General features: G+C 47.1%; 18 protein-coding genes. 9 read left to right on the top strand and 9 right to left on the bottom strand.

Annotated features, from left to right (window positions below; all coding sequences use genetic code 11):
• Positions 1-113 precede the first annotated feature (113 nt).
• Both HP552_RS22705 and HP552_RS22710 read right to left on the bottom strand, forming a co-directional pair.
• Positions 114-584, bottom strand: coding sequence for a hypothetical protein (locus tag HP552_RS22705; RefSeq protein ID WP_175397673.1), 471 nt, complete (start codon positions 582-584; stop codon positions 114-116).
• Positions 584-1,813, bottom strand: coding sequence for a WXG100 family type VII secretion target (locus tag HP552_RS22710; RefSeq protein ID WP_175397674.1), 1,230 nt, complete (start codon positions 1,811-1,813; stop codon positions 584-586). Before HP552_RS22710 ends, HP552_RS22705 begins: the two co-directional genes overlap by 1 nt.
• 266 nt (positions 1,814-2,079) lie before the next feature.
• Between HP552_RS22710 and HP552_RS22715 the strand changes: the two genes are divergently transcribed.
• Positions 2,080-2,235 (top strand): hypothetical protein, encoded by a 156-nt coding sequence (locus HP552_RS22715; RefSeq protein WP_175397675.1) that lies wholly within the window; start codon positions 2,080-2,082, stop codon positions 2,233-2,235.
• A gap of 121 nt (positions 2,236-2,356) precedes the next feature.
• Here the strand turns inward: HP552_RS22715 and HP552_RS22720 are convergent, their stop codons facing one another.
• A complete protein-coding gene (locus HP552_RS22720; RefSeq protein WP_175397676.1) occupies positions 2,357-2,836 on the bottom strand; it encodes a DinB family protein in 480 nt (159 codons plus the stop codon).
• A gap of 175 nt (positions 2,837-3,011) precedes the next feature.
• On the opposite strand from HP552_RS22720, the gene HP552_RS22725 reads away from it, so the two are divergent.
• Positions 3,012-4,553: a stalk domain-containing protein gene (locus tag HP552_RS22725; RefSeq protein ID WP_175397677.1), complete on the top strand. Its 1,542-nt coding sequence runs from the start codon at positions 3,012-3,014 to the stop codon at positions 4,551-4,553.
• A 45-nt stretch (positions 4,554-4,598) separates the two neighbouring features.
• Positions 4,599-5,045, top strand: coding sequence for a hypothetical protein (locus tag HP552_RS22730; protein ID WP_175397678.1), 447 nt, complete (start codon positions 4,599-4,601; stop codon positions 5,043-5,045).
• Between the two features lie 145 nt (positions 5,046-5,190).
• On the opposite strand, the gene HP552_RS22735 is transcribed toward HP552_RS22730, so the two are convergent.
• Positions 5,191-8,652, bottom strand: coding sequence for a glycoside hydrolase family 2 TIM barrel-domain containing protein (locus HP552_RS22735; RefSeq protein ID WP_175397679.1), 3,462 nt, complete (start codon positions 8,650-8,652; stop codon positions 5,191-5,193).
• Positions 8,653-9,074: 422 nt separating this feature from the next.
• Here HP552_RS22735 and HP552_RS22740 point away from each other — a divergent pair, with 422 nt between their 5' ends.
• The 3 genes from HP552_RS22740 to HP552_RS22750 all read left to right on the top strand — a co-directional run bounded on the left by HP552_RS22740 (position 9,075) and on the right by HP552_RS22750 (position 14,284).
• Positions 9,075-9,653: a hypothetical protein gene (locus tag HP552_RS22740; RefSeq protein ID WP_175397680.1), complete on the top strand. Its 579-nt coding sequence runs from the start codon at positions 9,075-9,077 to the stop codon at positions 9,651-9,653.
• 245 nt (positions 9,654-9,898) lie between these two features.
• Positions 9,899-11,671, top strand: a complete 1,773-nt coding sequence (locus HP552_RS22745; RefSeq protein ID WP_175397681.1) for an alpha-glycosidase — start codon at positions 9,899-9,901, stop codon at positions 11,669-11,671.
• A gap of 465 nt (positions 11,672-12,136) precedes the next feature.
• Entirely contained in the window at positions 12,137-14,284 is a 2,148-nt protein-coding gene (locus HP552_RS22750; RefSeq protein WP_376768981.1) for an alpha-amylase family glycosyl hydrolase, read from the top strand.
• A gap of 339 nt (positions 14,285-14,623) precedes the next feature.
• Here the strand turns inward: HP552_RS22750 and HP552_RS22755 are convergent, their stop codons facing one another.
• From HP552_RS22755 to HP552_RS22765, 3 genes are read right to left on the bottom strand one after another with little or no spacing between them, the layout of a single operon-like run.
• Complete coding sequence (locus HP552_RS22755) at positions 14,624-15,460, bottom strand: sugar ABC transporter permease (RefSeq protein ID WP_175397683.1); 837 nt, start codon at positions 15,458-15,460, stop codon at positions 14,624-14,626.
• Positions 15,457-16,812: a sugar ABC transporter permease gene (locus tag HP552_RS22760; protein WP_175397684.1), complete on the bottom strand. Its 1,356-nt coding sequence runs from the start codon at positions 16,810-16,812 to the stop codon at positions 15,457-15,459. Before HP552_RS22760 ends, HP552_RS22755 begins: the two co-directional genes overlap by 4 nt.
• A 45-nt stretch (positions 16,813-16,857) precedes the next feature.
• Positions 16,858-18,150: a sugar ABC transporter substrate-binding protein gene (locus HP552_RS22765; RefSeq protein ID WP_175397685.1), complete on the bottom strand. Its 1,293-nt coding sequence runs from the start codon at positions 18,148-18,150 to the stop codon at positions 16,858-16,860.
• Between the two features lie 445 nt (positions 18,151-18,595).
• Between HP552_RS22765 and HP552_RS22770 the strand changes: the two genes are divergently transcribed.
• Positions 18,596-19,630: a LacI family DNA-binding transcriptional regulator gene (locus HP552_RS22770; RefSeq protein WP_175397686.1), complete on the top strand. Its 1,035-nt coding sequence runs from the start codon at positions 18,596-18,598 to the stop codon at positions 19,628-19,630.
• A gap of 152 nt (positions 19,631-19,782) precedes the next feature.
• Here HP552_RS22770 and HP552_RS22775 read toward each other — a convergent pair whose 3' ends face one another.
• A complete protein-coding gene (locus HP552_RS22775; protein WP_175397687.1) occupies positions 19,783-20,541 on the bottom strand; it encodes an SDR family oxidoreductase in 759 nt (252 codons plus the stop codon).
• A 192-nt stretch (positions 20,542-20,733) separates the two neighbouring features.
• On the opposite strand from HP552_RS22775, the gene HP552_RS22780 reads away from it, so the two are divergent.
• Both HP552_RS22780 and HP552_RS22785 read left to right on the top strand, forming a co-directional pair.
• A complete protein-coding gene (locus HP552_RS22780) occupies positions 20,734-21,330 on the top strand; it encodes a TetR/AcrR family transcriptional regulator (RefSeq protein WP_175397688.1) in 597 nt (198 codons plus the stop codon).
• Between the two features lie 151 nt (positions 21,331-21,481).
• The gene (locus tag HP552_RS22785) at positions 21,482-22,015 is read left to right on the top strand and encodes a hypothetical protein (protein WP_175397689.1); all 534 of its coding nucleotides are present in this window, start codon (positions 21,482-21,484) and stop codon (positions 22,013-22,015) included.
• Positions 22,016-22,133: 118 nt separating this feature from the next.
• On the opposite strand, the gene HP552_RS22790 is transcribed toward HP552_RS22785, so the two are convergent.
• Positions 22,134-23,273, bottom strand: coding sequence for a toxic anion resistance protein (locus HP552_RS22790; RefSeq protein ID WP_175397690.1), 1,140 nt, complete (start codon positions 23,271-23,273; stop codon positions 22,134-22,136).
• Positions 23,274-23,285 lie beyond the last annotated feature (12 nt).

Consider the following 23,285-nt stretch of genomic DNA (forward strand, 5'->3'; position numbering starts at 1 on the left):
GTTCTGACATAATAAAGCACCTCTACGGTTGTTCTAGTAGAAGTGCTTTTACTTATTTTTTTATTTCGAATATATCCTGAAATTTCTCTTCATTATTAAATTCAGTCAATCATCTAGGTATCCTTGGGGTTTATATAGCACCAATTATTATCATAAGAAGCTTTTATCGCTTTCAGGTCTTCAATTGTATAGAACCAATCTTCCTCGATCCAAACTTTTGCAACCGGAAATTCATTTAGAAAGGCAAACAGAAATTTAAATAATAAATCTTCGTTATCATCAAAGTCACTCGATACCACTGTTTTGAAGTAATCTTCTGAAGGATCCCAATCAAAATTAACAAGTTTATATGGATAAGGTTCATCAGCAATCCCAAAACATAGCTGCCTGTCATAACTATCTTTTAATGGAATATCACTAACACAAAACTCACAATATTTTAATTTTTCGTCCTCATCAACCTTTTTCAAGTCTTGACTATGGTATAATCCTTCTTTATTACATAGATCAATTAGACTATATAATAACTTATTTATTTCAATACTTTCTCCGCTTTTGAATAGAACAGCCGCCGACATTCCCATTATTTCAACACTCCTCCTAATTCATCTAGTGAATTAACAACGATCACACCCGAGTCTCTTAAATGATTTATATTTTCTTTTACGTATTTATTGGTCATATCAATAGGTTTGTCAATATAAACAATAACTTCCTTCATGTCATAATTGAAAAACTTAGGATTATCTGGATTAATATATTTATCAATCTGTTCTATGTCTAATGCGGACGTAGACTTTTTAACTTCAATAATTTGTTTATTAGTAACAACATCTAAATCCCCTGCTACCTCGCTTGTTGTAACACTGTTTGCTTTCAATGCAAATCCAACTACCTCTATTCTTTGTTGAACATACTCTCCGACCCTGCCTTCAAGAGCTCTGCCTGAATTAGGGCTTTTAATCGAACTCTCAATTGCGTTTGGAATATTTTTCGGATTTTGATCAACCCAGCTAATTGTATTCCCTGAGGGATTAGTGAATTCAACCTCTATTCCCTTATTTGTTTTAATCTTTACAGGTTCATTGATTTTAGGTGGACTTCCCCCTATGTCTGTACTTTTTTCACCCGACTCCGACTTACCTCCACCCGATCCTCCCAGATCGCTATGCTTATTCTCGACAGCATGAAACGCTCTGCCAAATAAAGCATAGGCCAGTACCTGACCTGCCATCGAGCCGCTGTAATAGCCCAATCCATCCTGATCGACCTGTTTCTTCTGCTCTTCTACAAATTGCTCCACATCAGATCTTGCCGTACCAGTTCCCCATGCTGCATCCCAAGCAAACTTAATCCCTCTGCCAGCATCGACCACCTTACCTAAAGTCAAGGCATAGGCCAGACTGCCCACCGTACTTAACGGATTATCGGCGAAGGCCTCCACCGTCTGCCCTATTCCGGTTACCGTTTCTCCAACTGAACCATCCGCAAGCCCCTTAGCAAAGGTCTGTTTAAGTTCCTCAGGAATATATAAGGCGACCTCGCCTGAGCCATCAGTTGTCCTGAAATTATCTGCTACATAGTTAAAATACTCCTGAATTTTATTTAATAGACTCAGTGTCGTAGGGAACACTTCTTTCACTTGCATAAAGTCCCAGAAGAATCGTTCCCCTGTTACGCCCGACCAATCGGATTGCAACAGGTAGATTGATTTTTCCAGTTCCCAGACGATCCGCTCCAGTTCCTGCTTCTTCTGTTGAACAAGCCGTGCTTTCTCCTCTAATACATCGGGATGAACCTCAATTCGCTGCATTCCATCTTCACCGCCAACCTGACCATAGTATATATGCCTAAATTTTAACAAGTCAGAAGGAGGATTGGAATCAAACGAGGGATTCATTTCCTTACAGGTTAAACGGTAGTGAAGCAACATACTTTAGGTAGTAACCTTTCGCATTAGTGCACAAACGTATCCCATATCTCTCATCAATCAAAACTCTTCCAACACCTTATACATTGGTTAATATATGTTACAGTTCCAAAAGATAAAATCTCATTTCAAGAAAGGAGCCTGTCCACTTGAACAAAAGAAATATCATCATTGCTATAATCATCGGCTTTATTGTGCTCATTCTCCCCATCATACTGTACTTTGCAGTTGAAGTGTCTGACAAATCAGCACCTCCGGAACAAAGCACTCATTCTCCATATATACTGAAACTGAAAAAGAGTTAATTCATGATCACCATGAGTTAACTCTTTCTTGTTGTCTATTCCAAGGCTTTTCAAATGCATATAAAAATTTGATACATGCTCCACAGGATTTTCCTATCTACAATTTTAATATATGTAGCCATCAACCTGCGGGAGATACACTCAGACATCTACGAATGGACTGAATGTACCCCAGGTGGTACCACTCATGGTAGAGTGTACGCGGAATCACTTCACCGATCGTACTCATGCCAAGTTCGCTTTCTCGCAGCAAAGGGTCTTCCAAACGACCCGCAAATTTGCTCTTCAATTGGTCCGGCTGAACCCTTAAGAGCTCCAACAATTCCGTCCAAGATGGGGGTGCCGCCTCCCATGTTGCCGGGCTTGTCCCGTAACCGAAGAACTTTGCATAGTCAGGGGGAACTTCCGACTCGTCAGCAATGAGATAATGAAACCATATATCCTGATCCAGAATGATGTGTCCCACATTCCATAAGATGGAGTTATTGAATCCCTTGGGTACGTCATTAACCTGCCCCTCATCCACAGACTCGCACACACCAAGTGTAAATTGCCTCACATCCTGCAGTTGATTCCATAGTACATCTTCATTAAAATTCATGGTTCGCCTCCTTATTTTCACGGAAATATTCAGCCATTCAAATATCATAGTGTCATTCTTGTTTTCAATATATAGGAATTTTATCATTTCTTTGTAACTACTTCACTCCCCTGAACGTTTACAAAGATAGAAATGTGGTTGACCCCAAATTCCACACGAAAAAGAGGCGAATCTCATGCGCTGGCTGAAGCCATCTGATCATAAAGTGGTACAAGAACAATTCCCCTTAATGCTTGATTCCCGTGTAAAAAGTAACACAGAACGTAGATGGCGCCTGGCGGTCACTTCTACTTGTTTAACCACAATCCTTTTGACCGGGCTAGGCCACGGTTCCATATCATATGCAGCAACAAATTCGCTGCCATCCGGTGGTACATCTACCGTCCTTACCACACCAACAGCCACAGAAAACAAACTTCACTACACCGCTGTGGAAGGTGCTTATTATTATACAATCGCACTGCGAAGTGACGGTTCCGTCTGGGCTTGGGGTCGCAATATGTTCGGAGAGCTTGGTGTCAGTGAAGAAATTCGTTACCGCCATACGTCCAGTCCGATTCGTATTCCGGGGCTTGAGCATGTTACAAACATCTCAGCCTCCGGCAGTGGCAATAATGCAGCCGTCCAGGCAGATGGAACCGTCTGGGAGTGGGGCGCTGGTAGACTCCCCAACAAAGTCGAAGGCATCACCGCTGCGAAGGATGTGGTGGCCGGTTCTTTCAACATCGCCCTTCTCCAGAACGGGACAGTCATGTCATGGCAGCGCCCAGGGGATCAAGCAATCAATTCTGAAGTTATGCACCGTCCACACGCAGTAAGCGGATTGAAAGACATCATCCAAGTAGGATCAGCTGGCCAACAAGGATATGCTTTGAAGAAGGATGGCTCCGTATGGACATGGGACGAACCAAACCAACCTGGTAAATCCCCGTCCAAACCAACCAAGTTAAAGGGTCTGTCCAACATTTCCTCAATCAATAGGTCAGATACGTCCCTGCTTGCACTGGACCAGAACGGGAAAGTCTGGGGTCTGGACGAAAAAGGCAAGCCACTTGCTTTCCACCACGACCTCAATGTAAAGAAGCTGGACGGAAATTCGTATTATACACTGTTGTTAACCACTTCTGGAGACGTGTATAGCTACGGGCGTACGGTGACAGGTAAAGAAGGCAAAGTAAATCATTTGTCCGGTATCACTGATGTTTCGGCAGGGTATTATCATAGCCTTGCGCTTTCCGCTGATGGAACTGTCTGGGGTTGGGGAGGTGACAAGTATCAGGAGGCTGGGGCACCTGCAACGTCATCTGGAGGCATGGTTTACAAACCCGTTCAGGCCAAGCTCGGCACCGATGTGTATATTAACGATAAACTGTTCCAGTCCACGTACTCGGCAGTCCAGACCTCAAATACCGTTCAAGTTCCCGTCAAAGCCATAGCTGCAGCAATTGATGCAACATTTGAAGTTCACATGGCGAACGGTTTAATTGAAGGTTATACGTTAAAATATGAGGATCATACCCTCACAATCCGTCCAAACGAGACGAAGGCAATCGTGAAATCTGCGACATCCTCTGCAGCTCAATCCATCTCATTACCAGAACCGATAAGCAATTATTCGGGTGCAACAACCGTACCCTTTGAAGTATTCGAGGGTCTGGGGTTGGATGTGAACTGGGATGTGAAAAAAAGGATGTTAACGATTAAAAGTGTTAAATAGCAGCGTGAAATTGAGATTTCACGAATTTCCAGGAGGATTACTTTAATGTGGTTTAAAAAAATGATAAGTGCAGGGATGGTCTTATCTGTCCTGCTGCTGCCTACAAATACTCTTGATGCAGAACGTTCCGTACCCGCTGAACCGCTACCTAAGATCGTCAACACTGCAGAAGCTCCCATGAAATCAGATCCGAATGCTCTTCTCATTCTTCAGACTCATCATCAAGGCCGTGCAGCATACACCGGCAGCTTCACGATGGTTGCTGACAATGGAACACTTGCGGACATCATCATTGAAAATCATAGTAATCATCCCATGTATATGAACCTGTATGTCGACGACTACAGTGAGCCTATAGAGACCACGATCAGCAAAAACAATGAAAAAACCGTGAATCTCCTTGCCTTACAGGACACTAGTGTCAAAGTGTACATCTACAGCAGAATAGGGCACGAAATGGACCTCTCCATACGTGCGGAGCAATTCCGTTAAACATTCGCGCTCGAATAGGTTACATACCAAAATCCCCTCCACGCGTACGGTTTAGGTTCATTGGAACTTAAATCACACAGCTTGAAGGGGATTTATTCACTTTATTTCACTCTTACCTTAAAAGCTCCTACTTCGTTAAAACCACTTACTTCTCAAACCGGAACCAGCCAAAGTCAAACTGACTTCCCGGCAGGAAGATAAAGGTTACCTTCTGCACGCCTGATACCTGCTCAAGCTCAAACACCCGCTCCTCATACCCTTCGGACTGCGTGAACTCAACCAGCTGGTTGCTCTGTCCTTCTTCACCTGAGAAGCGGATATGGATCGTGTTTTTATCAATCGGCGAACGGCCATAGATGACGAGCTTCGAGGTACCTTCTGACGCGAAGTCCATGTTCTCGAATTCGAGCGATACGTTATTCCCGATCCCCTCCACATAGTCTTCCCGGATCGTAAATGTGTCACCATAGAGATGATCACAAGAAGCGGCTGTGTTTTGCTCGAATGCACGGCTCTGACGCTCGAACGAGAAACCCTTGATATGAATCTTCTGCTTCGTTACAAAGCAGATCGACGTAATCCCGCTCAGTCGCTTGGACAGTTGGTATGTTTCCTCCTGATATACATTCCATCTGGATTCTTTGTCATACACCACATCTGCAAGCATTGTGCTTCCCTCTTCATCCGGCATGCCTTCCCAGATCTGAATGAAGTACTCCTCACTGGACAATGCAAAGATCGGAATCGTAATCGTATCAGAGCCGTACGGCCCGAAGTCGATATTGCGGAAGCCCACATGTGTCTCTCCATCCCGACTTGTCGCTACACCGCGTTCATTACCGTTCCCGACATCACCTTTGGTGTAATCGTAAAGTCCGCCAGTAATGAAGCCGTACGGATCTTTATAGGCTGTTCCCAGACCCGCTGCTTTGAACTCCAACTGGGAAATGAGTTTCGTTTTATCCGTACCATTACTGCTCGTTGCCCGAAGTCGGAATTCACCATCGCCCAGCGCTGACACGCGTGCTTCCAGTCCATTTGCTTCGACCTTGGCAATGTTGGACTCAATGCCGGCATCGTTCACAACAGCCCACTCAATGTCACGGTAGGAGGTGTTCTCAGGATACAGTTTGGCGGTAACCACCATCTCCTGGGTCGATGGATCAAATGCTTGCCCGGCTGGACTGATAATCTCAATTTTCCGTAAAGGAATCTCCTGTGCACGCCCGGTGAGAACCGGACGTTCTTCATTCTTCGTCAACGTGGTTTGTCCCTGAATTGCAGTGGATGCGGACGCACTCCCTACTTCGCCATCTACTGCTTTCGCTTCAAACTCAGCCGCTGCACTTTCCAACCCTTCGGAGGTCACCTCAATCCGGATCGTTCCCGGTTCGGTTGTTGCACCGATAATCGCCATCAGCTTGCCGCTGAACAATCTTCTGCTGAGCCCTTTGTATGGATCGTAGTCCGTGCTGTCTCCGTTATCCAGACCGAGCAAACGTCCAGCACCTGTCACATTGACGTGTACACGATTGTTTGCATTTTGCACAGGATTGCCAGCTTCATCTTCCACTTGGATCTCCACGAAAATAAGATCGGTACCGTTCGCTTGCAGTTGACCCTTATCGGCCAGCAGACGAACCTTCTTCGCATCCGTATAGGATCTTTGCACATCGGTTGCAATTACGCTGCCGTTTTCATCATAAGCGATCGCTTTCAGTTCACCCTCTTCATACGGCACTTTCCACCAGCCGACCAGTTGGGTACCGTTCGCATGATCAATATCATACGTTCCGATTGTCTTGCCGTTCAGCTGCAATTCAATCTTCGGCGCATTACTGCACACGCGTACATCGATCAGCTGACCAGGGCTGAAATCCCAGTAAGGGAACAGATGCACCATTGGACTCTTTTTGTAATCGGTCCAGGCCGCTTGGTAGATATAGTAGGAATCTTTCGGAAACGTTGCGGTATCCAGCTGTCCAAAATAGGAATTCTTCGTATGATATGGCGTCGGCTCCCCGATATAATCAAACCCGGTCCACAGGAATTGCCCCAGTGAATACGGTCGATCCCGCTCAGCCAAAATGCAGTATTCTGCCGATTTCGCGCCCCAGCTTGTCGTACTGTTACCCAGTGCGGAGCACTGCTCGTCATCATCTGCCAGGATGGATTGCTCAAACGGGAAATGATAGATCCCACGACTCTGTACAACCGAAGATGTCTCACTGCCATAGATGATCCAGTCCGGATGCTCTTCGTGGTGCTTATCGTAATACTTTTCCGCGTAGTTGTAGCCAGCCAGCTTCACGATATCCGCACACTTTTGCGCATTTTCCCAAGGCATATAGTTCGAACCGATGGTTACACCTGCATTGCCTTTTGGATCAAATTCGAGTACATAATCCATCAGCATCCGGGTGACTTCCTGTCCCCGCTCATCTGCGTGGGTATCATAGATTTCGTTACCAATACTCCACATGACCAGACTTGGATGGTTACGATCCCGCTTCACCCAGCTTTTCACGTCGGTGTGTGCCCATTCCGGGAAAAATCTCGCATAATCATATGGCGTTTTGGCTCTTTCCCACATATCGAAGGCTTCCGAGACGATTAGCATGCCCATCTCATCCGCGAGCTCCATGAACTCTTTGGCAGGCATATTGTGCGCGGTCCGGATCGCGTTGACGCCCATGTCCCGCAGTAGATTGAATCTTCTGCGAAGTGCCGTCAGGTTAAAAGCGGCTCCGAGCGCGCCCAGATCATGGTGTTCACACACACCATTCATTTTCATTTTGACCCCGTTCAGGTGGAACCCTTCATTCGCATCCAGCTTGATGTCCCTGAAGCCGATACGTTGGGATACCGACTCGATGGTCTGCACGTTTTGGTCGGGACCCGTCAATTGCAGCTCTGTTACCAGTTCATACAGGTTCGGTTCATCCGTGCTCCACAGTTTCGGGTTCTCCACCACGAGCTGCTGACTGTCCGTTACTGCATTCGCATCTCCATCAGCAGCTGCCTTAACCTCCGCTTTGTTGGAAGCAATGACCTGACCCTCATGCCGGATCGTATGCACAAGCTGTGCGTTCTGATCAAGGTTCAGCTCCGTATCCAATTCAACCTGCCAGCCCGATGGCTGCTGCTTGATCGAGACATAGATACCATCGGTCACAATGTGATTGCGGTCTCTTGTTTTGAGCCATACATTACGATAGATCCCGGCCCCGGAATACCATCTGCTGTTGGGACTTTGGTGAACCACTTTCACGACAATCTCATTATCGCCTTCCACCAATGCATTCGTGATTTCATGTTCAAAGGCGGAATATCCGTACTTCCATTCCCCTACCAGTTGGCCGTTTACATAAACGGAAGAGTCCATGTAAACGCCGTCAAAACAAAGCAGAAGCTGCTGATCATCCTTCGTGTACGGGAATGTCTTGCGATACCATCCAATGCTGTCCTCGTACAGGTCGAGTGTATTGTAGATCAGCCAGTCATGGGGAAGTTCCACAGGTTCAAACGCCAGTCCTTCAGGCCCCGTAACATCCAGGTTGCTCTTGGCAAATTGCCATCCATCATTAAAAAGCTTTTTCTGGTTCATCGCTATTCTCACTTTCTGTGTGATTTATGATTACGGTTACAAAAGAATAAAGATCCGCACCGATAACCTTTTCGGAATATATGCGGCGAGACATTAACACTCCATCCGATTATACCATCTGACCAATCCTAGTACGTCAATTTTATGCATATTTTGGTGAGAATATATGAACAATCCACACCTGTGATTCTCCTCTTGGGATGGTATGACCACTGCTCTTCTTCGGCTGAGAGTTCATATTTGAACACATGGATATTCCTTTATACCTATTTTTAATATCTTTAAGGTCAGTCTTAGGATTCAAATTCAGGAAACAAATAAGATATCCATTATTCTGTAAATCAATTCCTGTAATATCTTGTAGGTCTATGTTAGATTATCCATTGGAATAAAATCACATCTATAGATAGGGGACATGGAACATGAAGAAGAGATCTTGGGTATTATCGATTATTATGAGTTTTGTTTTGCTGGGCGGGGTATTCGCTCCTGCTGGTTCCTATGCAGCTGCAGCGGAAGACACCACCACTACATATTCGGAAGATAACTACACGGAAGTGGACACGTCGGAACAAGAGCCGATTCCTAGCGCTGACGAGGAAGATTTTTTGGACTACATGTTCGCCCTGGAGAAAACAACAGTTTATGAGAAAAAGGCTCTGGATTCCATTGGCAGCACGTATGTTACATCCGCCAACCGCAAATCCATCTTCCTGAAATTGAACAATACTGCGGTTCCCAATTACACCAAGTATGTGTCCATGCTGAAGCAGATCAAGCCGGAGAATGCGGAACTGAAAAAAATCCATGCCAAACTCGTCAAAGGAAGCTACGCACAGCTTGAAGGATACCTGTTGTTCAAGAAATCCGTTTCCAAAACAAAAGTAAACAGTGCCCTTCTGAAGCAAGGCAATGCCAAAATTGACACAGGCATCAAAATCCTTGAGCAATACAAAAAAGAAATCCAAGCATACTCCAAAGAACTGGGCTATGATTTTTAATGAAGCAAACTCCAGTCGGATAACCTGGGTAAAGGTATGATAACAGCACTGGTTTTTCATTTTAAATAAAATGAGATTTCAGGAAAAAAAAGTGTTTTCTTTTGCCGGGATAATTCGTATAATAGCCGTATAATCAAAAGGCTATGCTGCCGAAAGGTACAACCTCGTGAACAATGGAGGTTGTGCCTTTTTTGCGTTTTCATGGCCGAAGTCATCTGAATTTCATCTATAAGGAGTGATTCAACATGATTCTTGAAGCCATTTACCACCGTCCCAAATTGAACTGGTCCTATGCCTACGACCGCTCCACCATGCACCTTCGTCTTCGTTCCAAACGCGGGGATCTGGACGCCGTCATTGCCATCACCGGGGATAAGTATGGGTGGGAGCAAACCATCACCCACACCCCCATGCGAATCTTTGCCCGGGATGAGCTGTTCGATTATTGGGAAGTCGAGACCCAGCCTCCCTACCGGAGACTGCGTTACGGCTTCCAGCTGGTCGAGGGAGAGAACAATGTATGGATGACCGAACGGGGATTCGAGGACGCCCTGCCGGATCATCCGCTGGAGTTCTTTGATTTTCCATTCATGAATCCGGTCGACATTTTTGAACCGCCTGCCTGGGTCAAGGACGCTGTATTTTATCAGATTTTCCCTGAACGTTATGCGAATGGCGACCCATCCCTTAGTCCGAAAAACGCCGAGCCCTGGGGAGGTGAGCCTACACCGGTGAATTTCTTTGGCGGTGACCTGCAAGGGGTGCTTGATCATCTGGATCATCTGAGCCAGCTTGGCGTGAATGCGATCTATTTCTGCCCCCTGTTCGAAGCTACGACCAATCACAAATACAACACGGCCGATTATATGAAGGTGGATCCGCATTTTGGAACCAATGAACAACTGAAGGAACTGGTGGATGCCTGTCATCAGCGCGGCATACGTGTTGTTCTGGATGCCGTATTCAATCATTCCGGAAGAGAGTTTCCTCCTTTTGCTGACGTACTCGCAAACGGAGCAGCTTCCCCTTATGCTGACTGGTTCTACGTGAGGGATTGGCCGCCACGCATTGAAGATGGCATACCAACCTACGATACCTTTGCGTTTGAACCGCTCATGCCGAAGCTGAACACGGAGCATCCCGAGGTTAAGGCTTATCTGCTGGAAGTGGCACGTTACTGGATTGAGGAGATGGATATCGACGGATGGCGACTGGATGTAGCGAATGAAGTGGATCATCAGTTCTGGCGTGAATTCCGTCAAACGGTAAAAGCACTCAAGCCTGACGCCTATTTGCTCGGCGAAATTTGGCATGATTCACTAATGTGGCTGCAGGGAGACCAATTCGATGCGGTGATGAACTACCCATTCACCAATTCCGTACTAGACTATGTCGTTCACGGCAAACTGGACGGACTGGGCTTCGCCAATGAGATCGGTAAACTGCTCGCAGCCTATTCCCGGCCAGTGACTGAGGTTGCCTTCAATCTGCTGGGCAGCCATGATACACCCAGACTGCTGACCTTGTGTGACGGGGATGTACGCAAGATGAAGCTTGCCGTTACACTGCTGCTCACGTATCCAGGTGCACCCTGCATCTATTACGGAGACGAAGTGGGCCTGGATGGCGGCTATGATCCTGGCTGCCGCAAATGCATGGAATGGGATGAAACCAAACAAAATCTTGAACTTCTTGATTTCTTTAAGCAGACGATTGCCTTGCGCAAAGAGCACCCTGCACTGCGCAGCACCGAGTTGAAGATACTTCATGCCGAAGCTGGAGATCCATGTATTGCAATGGAACGGGTGGATTCAGCTGCGGGTGAACGTTTCCTCATTGTGCTGAACGCTGGTGAAGAATCCTGCAGCATAGACTTGCCGCTGACCAATCAGAGCGTCTGGCGCGATCTGTTTACAGCCACTTCTATAGAAGCAAAGCAAAATAAATTGTCTCTGGAGCTGGAAGCATACAGCTTCTCCCTCTTGCAGCTCGATGTGAAACAGCCTGCGGAGGCCTGACAGGGTTCTTCCTCAAAGACTACACCATGAAGCATTAATACAGGTTATGTGTGCATCACGCAACCGCCATTGCGAACCAGCGTATCAATTTTGTCACTGCCTCTCCTCCCTTTCCACTAAAAAAGCGGGCTGGACACTGAGCACGTTCAGTCCGCTTTCATTATAGATAACCCACAGATATCTGGAAAAATAATTCTCTTAAAAAAGTTATTGACATAAGATCCAATATTTCTTACGATAACCTTGTGATCATAACTCGAGGGCCATGCTTTTAAACCCCAGTGGTTTAGGACAACCCCGGTAACTCCCGAAGGAGGTACCGGGGTTGTTGGCGTGTCAAAGGAGGGAAGTCTACAACCTACTGAATATCATTTTTTATACTTGAAAGCGCTATTATTCAGAGCCAGATGAGTTGTTTTTGTTGAAAACTACTACATTCACGAAGGGTGGATTACCATGTTTCAAATGGCCAAACGCGTTCTCCTCAGTACCACGCTAACCCTTAGCCTGCTTGCCGGCAGCGCTTTGCCTTTCCTGCCAGCTTCCGCGATCTATGCCGATCCGGATACCGCTGTCACCAACAAGCAGAACTTCAGTACCGATGTTATTTATCAAGTTTTCACCGACCGCTTCCTGGATGGTGATCCTTCCAATAACCCTACTGGAGCCGCCTATGATGCGACCTGCAGCAACCTGAAGCTGTATTGCGGAGGCGACTGGCAGGGATTGATCAACAAAATCAATGACAACTATTTCAGCGATTTGGGCGTCACGGCCCTATGGATCTCCCAACCTGTGGAGAACATCTTCGCTACCATTAACTACAGCGGCGTAACGAACACAGCCTATCACGGCTATTGGGCAAGGGATTTCAAAAAGACCAATCCGTATTTCGGGACCATGACCGATTTTCAAAATCTGATTACGACCGCTCATGCGAAAGGCATCAAAATCATTATTGATTTTGCACCGAACCATACTTCGCCTGCCATGGAAACCGATACTTCTTTTGCCGAGAATGGCAAGCTGTACGATAACGGCAACCTGGTTGGCGGATACACCAATGATACGAACGGCTATTTCCACCACAATGGCGGCTCTGATTTCTCTACCCTTGAGAATGGCATCTACAAAAACCTCTACGATCTGGCCGATCTGAATCACAATAACAGCACGATCGATACATACTTCAAAGACGCAATCAAGCTGTGGCTGGATATGGGCGTGGACGGCATCCGGGTCGATGCAGTGAAGCACATGCCTCAGGGCTGGCAAAAAAACTGGATGTCATCCATCTATGCGCACCAACCGGTGTTTACCTTCGGTGAATGGTTCCTGGGATCGGCTGCACCAGATGCGGATAACACGGAATTTGCCAACGAATCCGGCATGAGCCTGCTCGACTTCCGTTTCAACTCGGCCGTCCGCAACGTGTTCCGGGACAACACGTCCAACATGTACGCGCTGGATTCCATGATTACGGCTACAGCAGCTGACTACAACCAGGTCAATGACCAGGTCACATTTATCGATAACCATGATATGGATCGTTTCAAAACAAGTGCAGTAAACAACCGCCGTCTGGAACAGGCTCTTGCCTTCACACTGACCTCACGCGGTGTGCCTGCCATCTATTATGGTACCGAGCAGTATTTGACAGGGAACGGAGACCCTGACAACCGGGGCAAAATGCCTTCCTTCTCCAAATCCACCACCGCTTTCAACGTCATCAGCAAGCTCGCACCCCTACGCAAAACCAATCCGGCCATTGCCTACGGTTCCACTCAGCAGCGCTGGATCAACAATGACGTGTATATCTATGAACGTAAATTTGGCAGCAGTGTGGCCGTCGTTGCCGTCAACCGCAATCTCACAGCTTCAGCGAACATCACGAACCTGAGTACTTCGCTCCCAACAGGTACTTATAACGATGTACTGGGCGGCGCACTTAATGGCAGCAACATCACTTCCAGCGGAGGCAGTGTCTCTTCCTTCACGCTGGCGGCAGGAGCTACGGCAGTCTGGGAGTATACCTCCAGTGAAACAACACCGAGCATTGGACATGTGGGTCCTGTAATGGGCAAACCAGGTAATGTGGTTACCATTGATGGACGCGGATTTGGTTCCACCAAAGGCACCGTTTACTTCGGTACAACAGCTGTTACAGGCTCGGCCATCACATCCTGGGAAGACACTCAAATCAAAGTCACCATTCCTGCTGCAGCAGCTGGTGATTACGCAGTCAAAGTGGCTGCAAATGGTGTGAACAGCAATGCCTACAACGATTTCACCATTCTTAGCGGTGATCAGGTGTCCGTACGTTTCGTGATTAACAATGCCACCACTGCTCTAGGTGAGAACATCTACCTGACAGGAAATGTGGGAGAACTGGGGAACTGGACCACAGGTGCAGCAGCTATTGGGCCAGCCTTCAATCAGGTCATTCATGCCTACCCGACATGGTATTATGATGTAAGCGTGCCTGCCGGGAAACAGCTGGAGTTCAAATTCTTCAAAAAGAACGGCGCAACCATTACATGGGAGGGTGGCTCCAATCACACCTTTACCACACCAACCAGCGGAACAGCCACAGTGACCGTGAACTGGCAATAGTTATTTCATAGTCATCATTCATAAAGCCCGGAGCCACACTTATACAGTGTACGCTCCGGGTTTTGCTGTTTAACGATAGGTCCGGATCGTCGATCAGAATGAGTTACACGGACAGTTAGTGCAGCAGGGGCAATATCGAGACGTGGCTTAGAGCCCACACAGGCTAACCACAATCAACTTGCCCTTAAGCCACAAAACACTTTAGCTCAGTGGAATAGAATCAATGCAAAATCAGGCACTTCCGCTGTAATGCCAGTCGACGAAAGACATGGCATCACGGAAGTGCCTGAATGAGTGGCCGTTATTATGGCGGCTGACTATGCTGTTAATGGCACGACATTATCCTTTGGATGCACCGGTAGTGAGTCCTTGAACAAGGAAACGCTGCAAGAATACAAAGAGCAATGTAATTGGAATTGCAATCAGTACGGCCCCTGCAGCAAACATCGTAAAGTTACTGTCCTGGTACCGGTTGACCAGGTCCCACATGCCTACCGCAAGCGTCCAGTTTTCCTTCGTCCGCAAAACAAGCCGGGCAAAGATAAAATCCATCCACGCGCCAGTAAAGCTGGTAAGCGCCACATAGGTCAGCATCGGTTTGGATAGTGGCAAAATGATGCTGGTAAATACCCTCAGATGACTTGCGCCATCAATGCGTGCTGCTTCATCCAGACTGCGAGGAATCGTATCGAAGAACCCTTTTACGATAAATCCGCCCAGTACTGCCCCCGAAGAATACACAAGGATCAGCGCGGCATGGGTGTCGAGCAATTTGATCTGCAGCAAAATAATATAGATCGCGATCATGCTCATAAAGCTTGGGAACATGCCGAGAATCAGCATGGTAGAGAGAATCGTTTGCCGTCCCCGAAATCGGAAACGGGAGAGTGCATACATGCCGAGTGTTACCATAAGGGTTGAGAAGATCATGGTGAAAAAGGCGATTTTGAGCGTGTTCAGATACCACCTGCCATACATGAACGATGGATTATTGAACAATTCGCCATAATGGGACAGAGTGAAAGCTTCCGGCCATAAGCGCTCGCTGTACAGCGCCGCCCCCGGTCGCAGAGAAGAGAGAAAGATCCACAACACCGGATAAATGGAGACAACGGTGATAATAATCAACAGCACATAACTGAGAGTTAGGCGCATCGGGTTATTGCGTTTCTTCATTGAATCATGTCCTCCTCCTTAAACGATTTGGAGCGGCGGAAATTCCAGATGGAAAACGACGCAATAATGATGAAGATGATGATGCCTACGGCTGAAGCCATATTGAATTTGTTGTTGTCCAGCGTGAGCTTGTAAAGCCAGGTCACCAGCAGGTCTGTTGCCCCTGCATACTGGTAGTCGCCGCGCAGAGGATTCCCGTTGGTCAGCAGGAAGATAACATTGAAGTTGTTGAAGTTTCCGGCAAACTGCATAATCAGCACCGGAGTTGTTGCAAAAAGAATGAATGGCATCGTGATGATCCGGAATTTCTGGAATGCGGATGCTCCGTCCACTTCAGCGGCCTCGTACAGATCACGCGGAATTGCCGTCAAGACGCCGAGGATCAGCACCATGCTGACCGGAATACCGATCCACATGTTAACCACGATAACGGTAACCTTGGCCCAGAACGGATCGGTCAACCAGGGCAGCCCCTCCAGACCAAAAGCTCTCATGTACGTATTGATCGGACCGAACTGGCCATTGAACAGATTTCGCATGAGCAGCAAGGAAATGATCTGTGGTATGGCATAAGGGAGAATAAATATGGTCCGCCACAGCTTTTTGAACCGAATGCCCCGCTGCTCGATCAGCAGCGCCACAAGCACTCCGCCAAAATAAGTGGTCACCGTGGCCAAAATCGCCCATATCACTGTCCACGTTAATACACCAAAAAAGGTATGACTCCATGATTTGAGCTGAATCAGATCACTGAAAGTCTTGAACCCTACCCAATCCACGAGTTTGGCAGGCGGGATATGATCCGGTGCCGAATAGTTGGTAAACGCGAGGGTGATCGTAAACAGGATCGGCATAACCGTGAAGAAAAGAACCCCCAAAGCCGGAATGGACAAAAACAGATACGGGAAATTTTTGTCCATCATATTTCTGAGCGAAGCTGCCGCTCCCAGTGTTTTCTTCCCTTCCTCCCTCGCAAGTCCTGTGTAATACGCATCGCGAATGTTCAGGATGTAGATCAGGATAAACACAAAAAACACCAGTAGTACGATAATTCCGTCTAACAATAAAAAGATCGAATGGTCACCCCGTTGAAGCACCGTGGACCCATTCACTTTGACAAAGCGCTGCGTATTTTCCCCCAGTGTCCATATTCCCCATACGGCCTGTGACAGGCGGGGAAGCAGGTACGCAAGCCCTGCCCCCTCCAGTAACAGTAGGCAAATCCCCTTGATCCATTGCCGATTGTACAATTGTCCAAGACCTTGCAGTATGATCGAACATATGGCCGCTGTCATCCGGTGCTGTTTTTCCCTGTTGGGCCTAACAGACACCGGGACATGCTGTTGTTTCATTCGCTCTCTCCTCCCCACCTTCTCCAAACCTGGTGCTTCATCCGTTTATTGAACCGTTGCCAGACTTTCCTGAATCTGCTTCACTGCGTTATCCAGCGATGCCTTCACATCTTTGCCGCCATCCCATATATCGGTAACAGCTGAAGTGATCGGGCCCCAGACACTATCCATCGCGGGAAGCGAAGGCATTGGCGTCGAGTTATTGAATTGTTCGAGGAATGCCTTGTTGATCGGATCCTCCTGCACCTTCGGATCGGCTGCCACGTTGGAGTTGGCTGGAAGTGTACCATTCATTTCAAAGTTGGCCATCTGGGCTTCTTCGTTAGAGAGGAAGGCCGCGAAGAGTTTGGCTGCATTTGGGTATTGGGTAAATGCATTCACATAATAGGCTTTGACTCCGGAGAACGATGTCATTGGTTTACCATCGATCGCAGGGAGTGGTGCAACGCCGAAATCAATGCCCGCATTGCGATAATCGGCAATGGTCCAAGGACCGTTGATGTCCATAGCCAGCTTACCGCTGGAGAATAGTCCTTTTTTGATATCATAGTTCACGTCACCCATCTTGAGCGGCAGCACTTCCGACTTCAGCGTCTGTAAGAACTCTCCACCCTTCTGGGCTCCTTCATTATTCAGACCGAGATCTTCGCTGTTCATTCCGTTATCCCCGAAAATATAACCACCCTGTGAAGCCAGGAAGGCATAATTATAATAGAACTGCTGCAATTCCCACATCAGGGCATATTGGTTGGACTTCACGTCATTAAAGGTTTTGGCGAAGCTGACAATTTCCTCAAAGTTCTTCGGTGCTTCAGGATAAAGCGCCTTGTTATAAAAGAGGGCGTACGTTTCCACGCTGTACGGATATCCGTATAAGATGTCCTTAAACGTTACGGCCTTCAGCGCATTTTCACTGGTGTTCGCTACTGTCTCCGCTTCAAAAATATCATTCGGCAAAATAAGCCCTGCCTCTGAAGCGCTTCCAATCTTATCGTGCGGGAACACAACAACATCTGCTGCCAGGCCTGCCGGGCCATCCGTAGTCAGTTTGGTTACCTGATCTGTCGGAGGCAGCTCCTCCATTTTGACGGTTACCCCATACTTTTCTTCAAACTTCTTGGCTCTCTCTTCCACAAAACTCTGTTGGTTCTTATCTTCCCAGATAACGAGGGTAGCGCCTTCTTCCGGCTGAAGGTTCTCAGCTGTCAGCTCTACAACCTCCCCTGCATTCTCGCCCCCCGTCCCCGTAGTAGGAGAGGTGCTTCCGCCTCCAGCAGAGCACGCGGCCAGTGTAAAGGCCATCATAACGGACAATGTTGCCCCTTGCCATTTTCTCATGTAAAATGTCCCCTTCCCTCTGTTTGGTTCAAAAATCTTGCGCTTTTCTCCCTTTGGTCTGCGTGTGATGACAGGTTTTGCAATCCATATTCGCTTTGGTACAAACGTTTGCTCAGATGGACGACAAGTCTACTTCAAAGTTATGTATTCAGGGGGAAACACTCTCGGATGTAAGCAAAAACCACTTATGTAAGCGCTATAACAACAATCACATCATACAATACGAGACTTTCTTTGCACAAACGTTTGCACAAGCCATATTCGCTCAATTTTACCCATTTTTCTTGTTCTAGATCCAGTAACTTCCTGTTTCCTTGTTCTGACTCTTTCTTCCTTATTTTTACTTCCCATGCATCCCGTATGCTGCAGTTTGCAATTGATTTATCGAATCTGTTGGATTACCATAGGAGAATGTTGAAATGATTGATCAGAAGGGATTTTTTACATGATTACTATCAAAGATATTGCCAAATTGGCGGGTGTCTCCCCTTCTACAGTTTCACGGGTGATTTCCAACCATCCCAGAATCAGCACCGAGACGTCTCTCAAAGTGAAGCAAATTATGAAAGAGCTGAATTATCATCCCAATATCATGGCCAAGAGCCTGGTTTCCAAAACGACTCAAACCCTTGGCATCATGCTTCCACGCCCTGCAGAAGAGCTGTTTCAGAATTACTTTTTTGGAGAACTGCTGCGGGGAATCATTACGCATGCCACCCGCATGAATTACGAATTACTGCTGACCACCGAAACGTCCACTGACAGTGAATTACATGCGATATCCCGCCTGGTTCATGGCCGGAGAGTGGATGGCATTCTGCTGCTCGGCTCCAAACGGGACGATCCGATCATTTCCTTTTTGGAAGAGGAAAAGTTTCCTTTCGTGCTGATCGGGCGCAGCGAGGCTCATCCGAATGCACCCATGGTTGATAACGATAATGTGCAGACCGCTTATGATGCGACCCAGCATTTAATCGCCCAGGGGCATAACCGAATCGGATTTGTCAGCGGCCCACCGGATATTACATTATCGCATGATCGCATGCGAGGGTACGAAAAAGCGCTTGCCGAAGCGGGCCTGCACGCGAATAACGACTGGATTGTGGAAGGCGAGTTTCTACAGGAGAGCGGATTTCGGGCCATGTCGCTGTTCATGTCCTTGCCGGACAGACCTACTGCGATCGTTGTCATTGATGACAATGTTGCCTTCGGGGTGCTGAGAGCTCTTGCCGAACTCGGTTACCGTGTGCCGGAAGACATCAGCGTTGTTAGCTTTAACAACATCGCCTTATCGGAACTGGCTTCACCACCGCTAAGCTCTATTGACATTGGGACCTACCAGCTCGGTTATACTGCAGTTCAAGTTCTGCTAAAAATTCTGAACAGGGAAGCACTGCCTCAAAATCCGGTCATTATTCCGCATCGTCTGATTGTGCGCGAATCTTCTCTCTTTTCGAAGTCTAAGCCGGCATCCGTTTAAACCATTTATGAAGCTCAATGCATCAATGCAAACGTTTGTCCTATTTGGACCAAGATGCTGCAAATTAAAGGTCTCTGGCAGAAAAAAAAGAAGCCGCACACATGCGGCTTCCTGTTTACATACCGTAATTCCTATTTCATTCCGTTCTCGGATTAATAAGAGTTCCAGCCTGAATCGGCTTCAATCACCGTTCCGTTCACGAAGCTGGACTCATCCGAACCGAGGAACAGGGCTACCTTGGCAATTTCTTCACTTGTTCCTATGCGCGGGTTAATCGCCATGCCCAGCTGCTGTCTGGACGCACCGAATTGGCTGATCCCTGCCATGGAGGAACTGATATTTGTTGCTACCCCACCCGGAGCGATGGCGTTGCAGCGAATGCCCTGCCCTGCATACATAAACCCTGTATTTTTGGTAAGGCCGACCACAGCATGCTTCGATGCCGTATATGCAGCTCCCGCACGGCCACCATGCAATCCGCCTGCCGAAGCAACGTTAACAATGACACCGTTTTGCTTCTCCAGGAAGATGGGAAGGACTTTGCGCGTAGTACGCATTACACTTGTGGTATTCACTGCAAAGAGGCGCTCCCACTTTTCATCTGTTATCTCAGCAGCCGGCTCCATGCCGTCCATAATCCCTGCATTGTTCACCAGAATGTCTACGGTACCGTACGTGCTGACCGTTGTATCAATCAGGTTTTGCACATCTTCCTCTTTGGCCACATTGGCCAGAACCACGATGGCTTCTCCGCCTTGGGCTTTGATCTCATTGACGACCGTCTGTGCGGATTCTTCGTTAATATCTGAAACAACCACTTTGGCACCCTCTTGTGCATACAACGTGGCGATTGCTTTCCCCATACCTGAACCTGCGCCTGTAACCACAGCTACTTTATCTTGAAGTTTCATCTCATGTATCCTCCTTTGTGTATTCGTTTACAATAAGTTAACAAACAAATGTTCATTAACTCCTATCCTTAGTATAATAAGTCATAGCGTTTCACTTCAATCAGTAAAAGCTTGTCCAGTTGTACGTTAAACAACACTTATAAGCCTGAATGTACTTTAAAAGATAGAGTAAACTGGAGAGGAGAAAAATAGATGTCTGAAATTCCGAATTCCATGGATCGAAGAATCAAGAAATCAAAAGCTGCATTGAAGGATGCACTCATCCATTTGATGCAAAAACATGCCTTTAAAGAAATTTCTATTACGGATATTGTGCAGCGAGCCGACCTAAATCGAGGTACTTTCTACAGACATTATCAGTACAAGGAAGACCTGTTCAACGAAATCATCGATGATGTGATACAGGATCTGGTGACTTCTTTTCGCAAACCCTATCAGGGTATGAAAGAGTTCGAGGTTGGTCTGATGCCGTCTTCGGCAATCACCATATTTGAGCATGTGCACCAGCACGCACAATTCTACACGCTGGTTGTGAAATCAGAGGCTTCTTCCAACTTTCAACGCATGATCTGTGATGTTCTTCGGGATCTCTCCTTACAGGATCTGAATCACATCTTCCCGCAGCACATTAACCCTGAACTGCTGGCAAGCTACCAGTCTCATGCGATATTCGGCATGATCTTGGAGTGGATCAGACAGGATTTCAAGCACAGCCCCGTCTACATGGCCGAGGAGTTGTTCAAGATCATTCATTACAGGCCTGACAACGTCTTGTTGAAAGAAAATTAATATCGCTATACTTCCCTATAGTATGTTGATCGAGAGGAATTTCAAGAAAGCTTTTCCCACCAAAATGATGTAAATACATTCCTGTAATTTCTGGTATTTATATGTTAGGTTATCCAATGGAATAAAAACTAAAGGAGGATGACAATTACAAGTGAAGAAGTCGTGGATTATATCATTGCTTACCAGTTTTGTTTTGATTGGCGGAGTGCTTCTCTCTCCAGCAGCTTCTGCCAATGCAGCCAATGCAGCAACCTCTACATATTCAGATCAGAGTTATGAAGAATTTAAAGAGTACACTACTCAGTTATTTGCTCTTGAAACTTATGAGGCCAAAGCCTTTACCGCTTTGGAAAGCATCGACACCCAGGTAACTTCAACGAATCGCAAGTCCATGTATCTTAAACTTACAAATACGGTGATCCCCAATTATACGAAATTGGTATCCAAGGCAAAACAAATCAAGCCTACCAACCCGAAAATCAAGAAAATCCACGACATATTTATCAAGGCAAGCTACACTCAGCTCGAGGGGTACCTCCTGTACCAAAAGGCAGTATCCAAGAACAAAGTGAATTACACGTTACTAAAACAGGGTAATGCCAAAGTAAACACCGCTGGTGTTCTAATGGAGCAATGTGAAGAACAGTTATACGCTTATGCAAGAAGTTTGGGGTATGGCAGCTAGTACCTATCTTCATGAAACCCAGAAAAGCGACCATTCCCATGCTTAATGGAGAATAGTCGCTTCTTTCTAACCATACATAAAGATAACAATCTACGGCGTATTTATTTCTCTCTTATGATTACAGCCCCAGCTTCTGCCCTTTCTCCAACCGCTGGATCTGCTGCTCGCCGGTGTCAGCAAGCTCACGAAACTGGATAATCGTCTCCCGCATTCTTGGCAGAGCTTCCTGCTTATAAAGACTGATGGAGTCAAGCGCAGACAGCACATCGGTGAACGCCTGTTTCATCGTATCCACGGAGATGCTGGCATCATACGCCTGCTTCTGAATAGCAATCCCCTGATCCTTCAGCATTTTGGACGTGCCTGCAATCAGGTCATTGGTCGTCTGATTGAGCAGCTCGATCTTCTGCAAAACAATCTTCTGATTGTATAGCGCACTGGCAACGGTTACGGCAATTTTCAATGCCGAGATCGTCACGTTCTTGGCCCGATCGACTCCGCGGATCAATTCCTTGTTGTTGCGGATAACCACCTCAATTGCCATGATGCCCTGCTGATTTACGACCAGCATCTGCTGGAGATCCATGACACGCTGTCGCAGCGGGAACAGAACCTCTTCGGTGATAAAACGGACCTTCTCCGGGTCTTCATTCCGGACCTTGGCGGCCTCGATCTGTCCGTCAATCGACTCATCCATAAGCACACCAAGCTGGATTTCTTTTTGCAGCCGTTTGGTCAGTTCTCGCAGCGTCTGCTGCTCAATCTCCAACGTTGTATTGTCGTTCCGAAGTATGGCTCTGCCTTTGTCCAGGGAAGTTACGATGTCAGCGATGACCGCATCGGCCTTCTGGTATTTGAGAAAATAGGCCCGCAGCGGATTGAACAACTTGCCAAGGAATCCGGTCTTGGCGAAGTCGACCACGCTGGGGTCGAGATCCTTCAACTGCATGTGCAGCTCGGTCAGGCCTTTGGCAACCTGACCGCCTTCGTCTCCTGTCTTGGACAGATGTCCAACAGAGACTTGAAGCAGCGCGTTTTTCTCCGAAGAGGATCTCATCGTGTTCATGCCAAAGCCTTCAATGGATTGCAAAATCTCCTTGCGTTTATCCAGTGACTCCAAATCCAGCGACATGATCATCTCCACGTTGGCGTTTGCCACTTGCTGCAGCTCTGCCACCTCGGCCGGGACGGGCTTCACCTCTTCCTCTATGACCTTCTGAATTTCCTTCTGGCTGGGTATCTCCATCGAAAACGACATCCAAACTCCCCC

This window comes from Paenibacillus xylanilyticus (assembly GCF_013359935.1).
GTDB lineage: Bacteria > Bacillota > Bacilli > Paenibacillales > Paenibacillaceae > Paenibacillus > Paenibacillus xylanilyticus.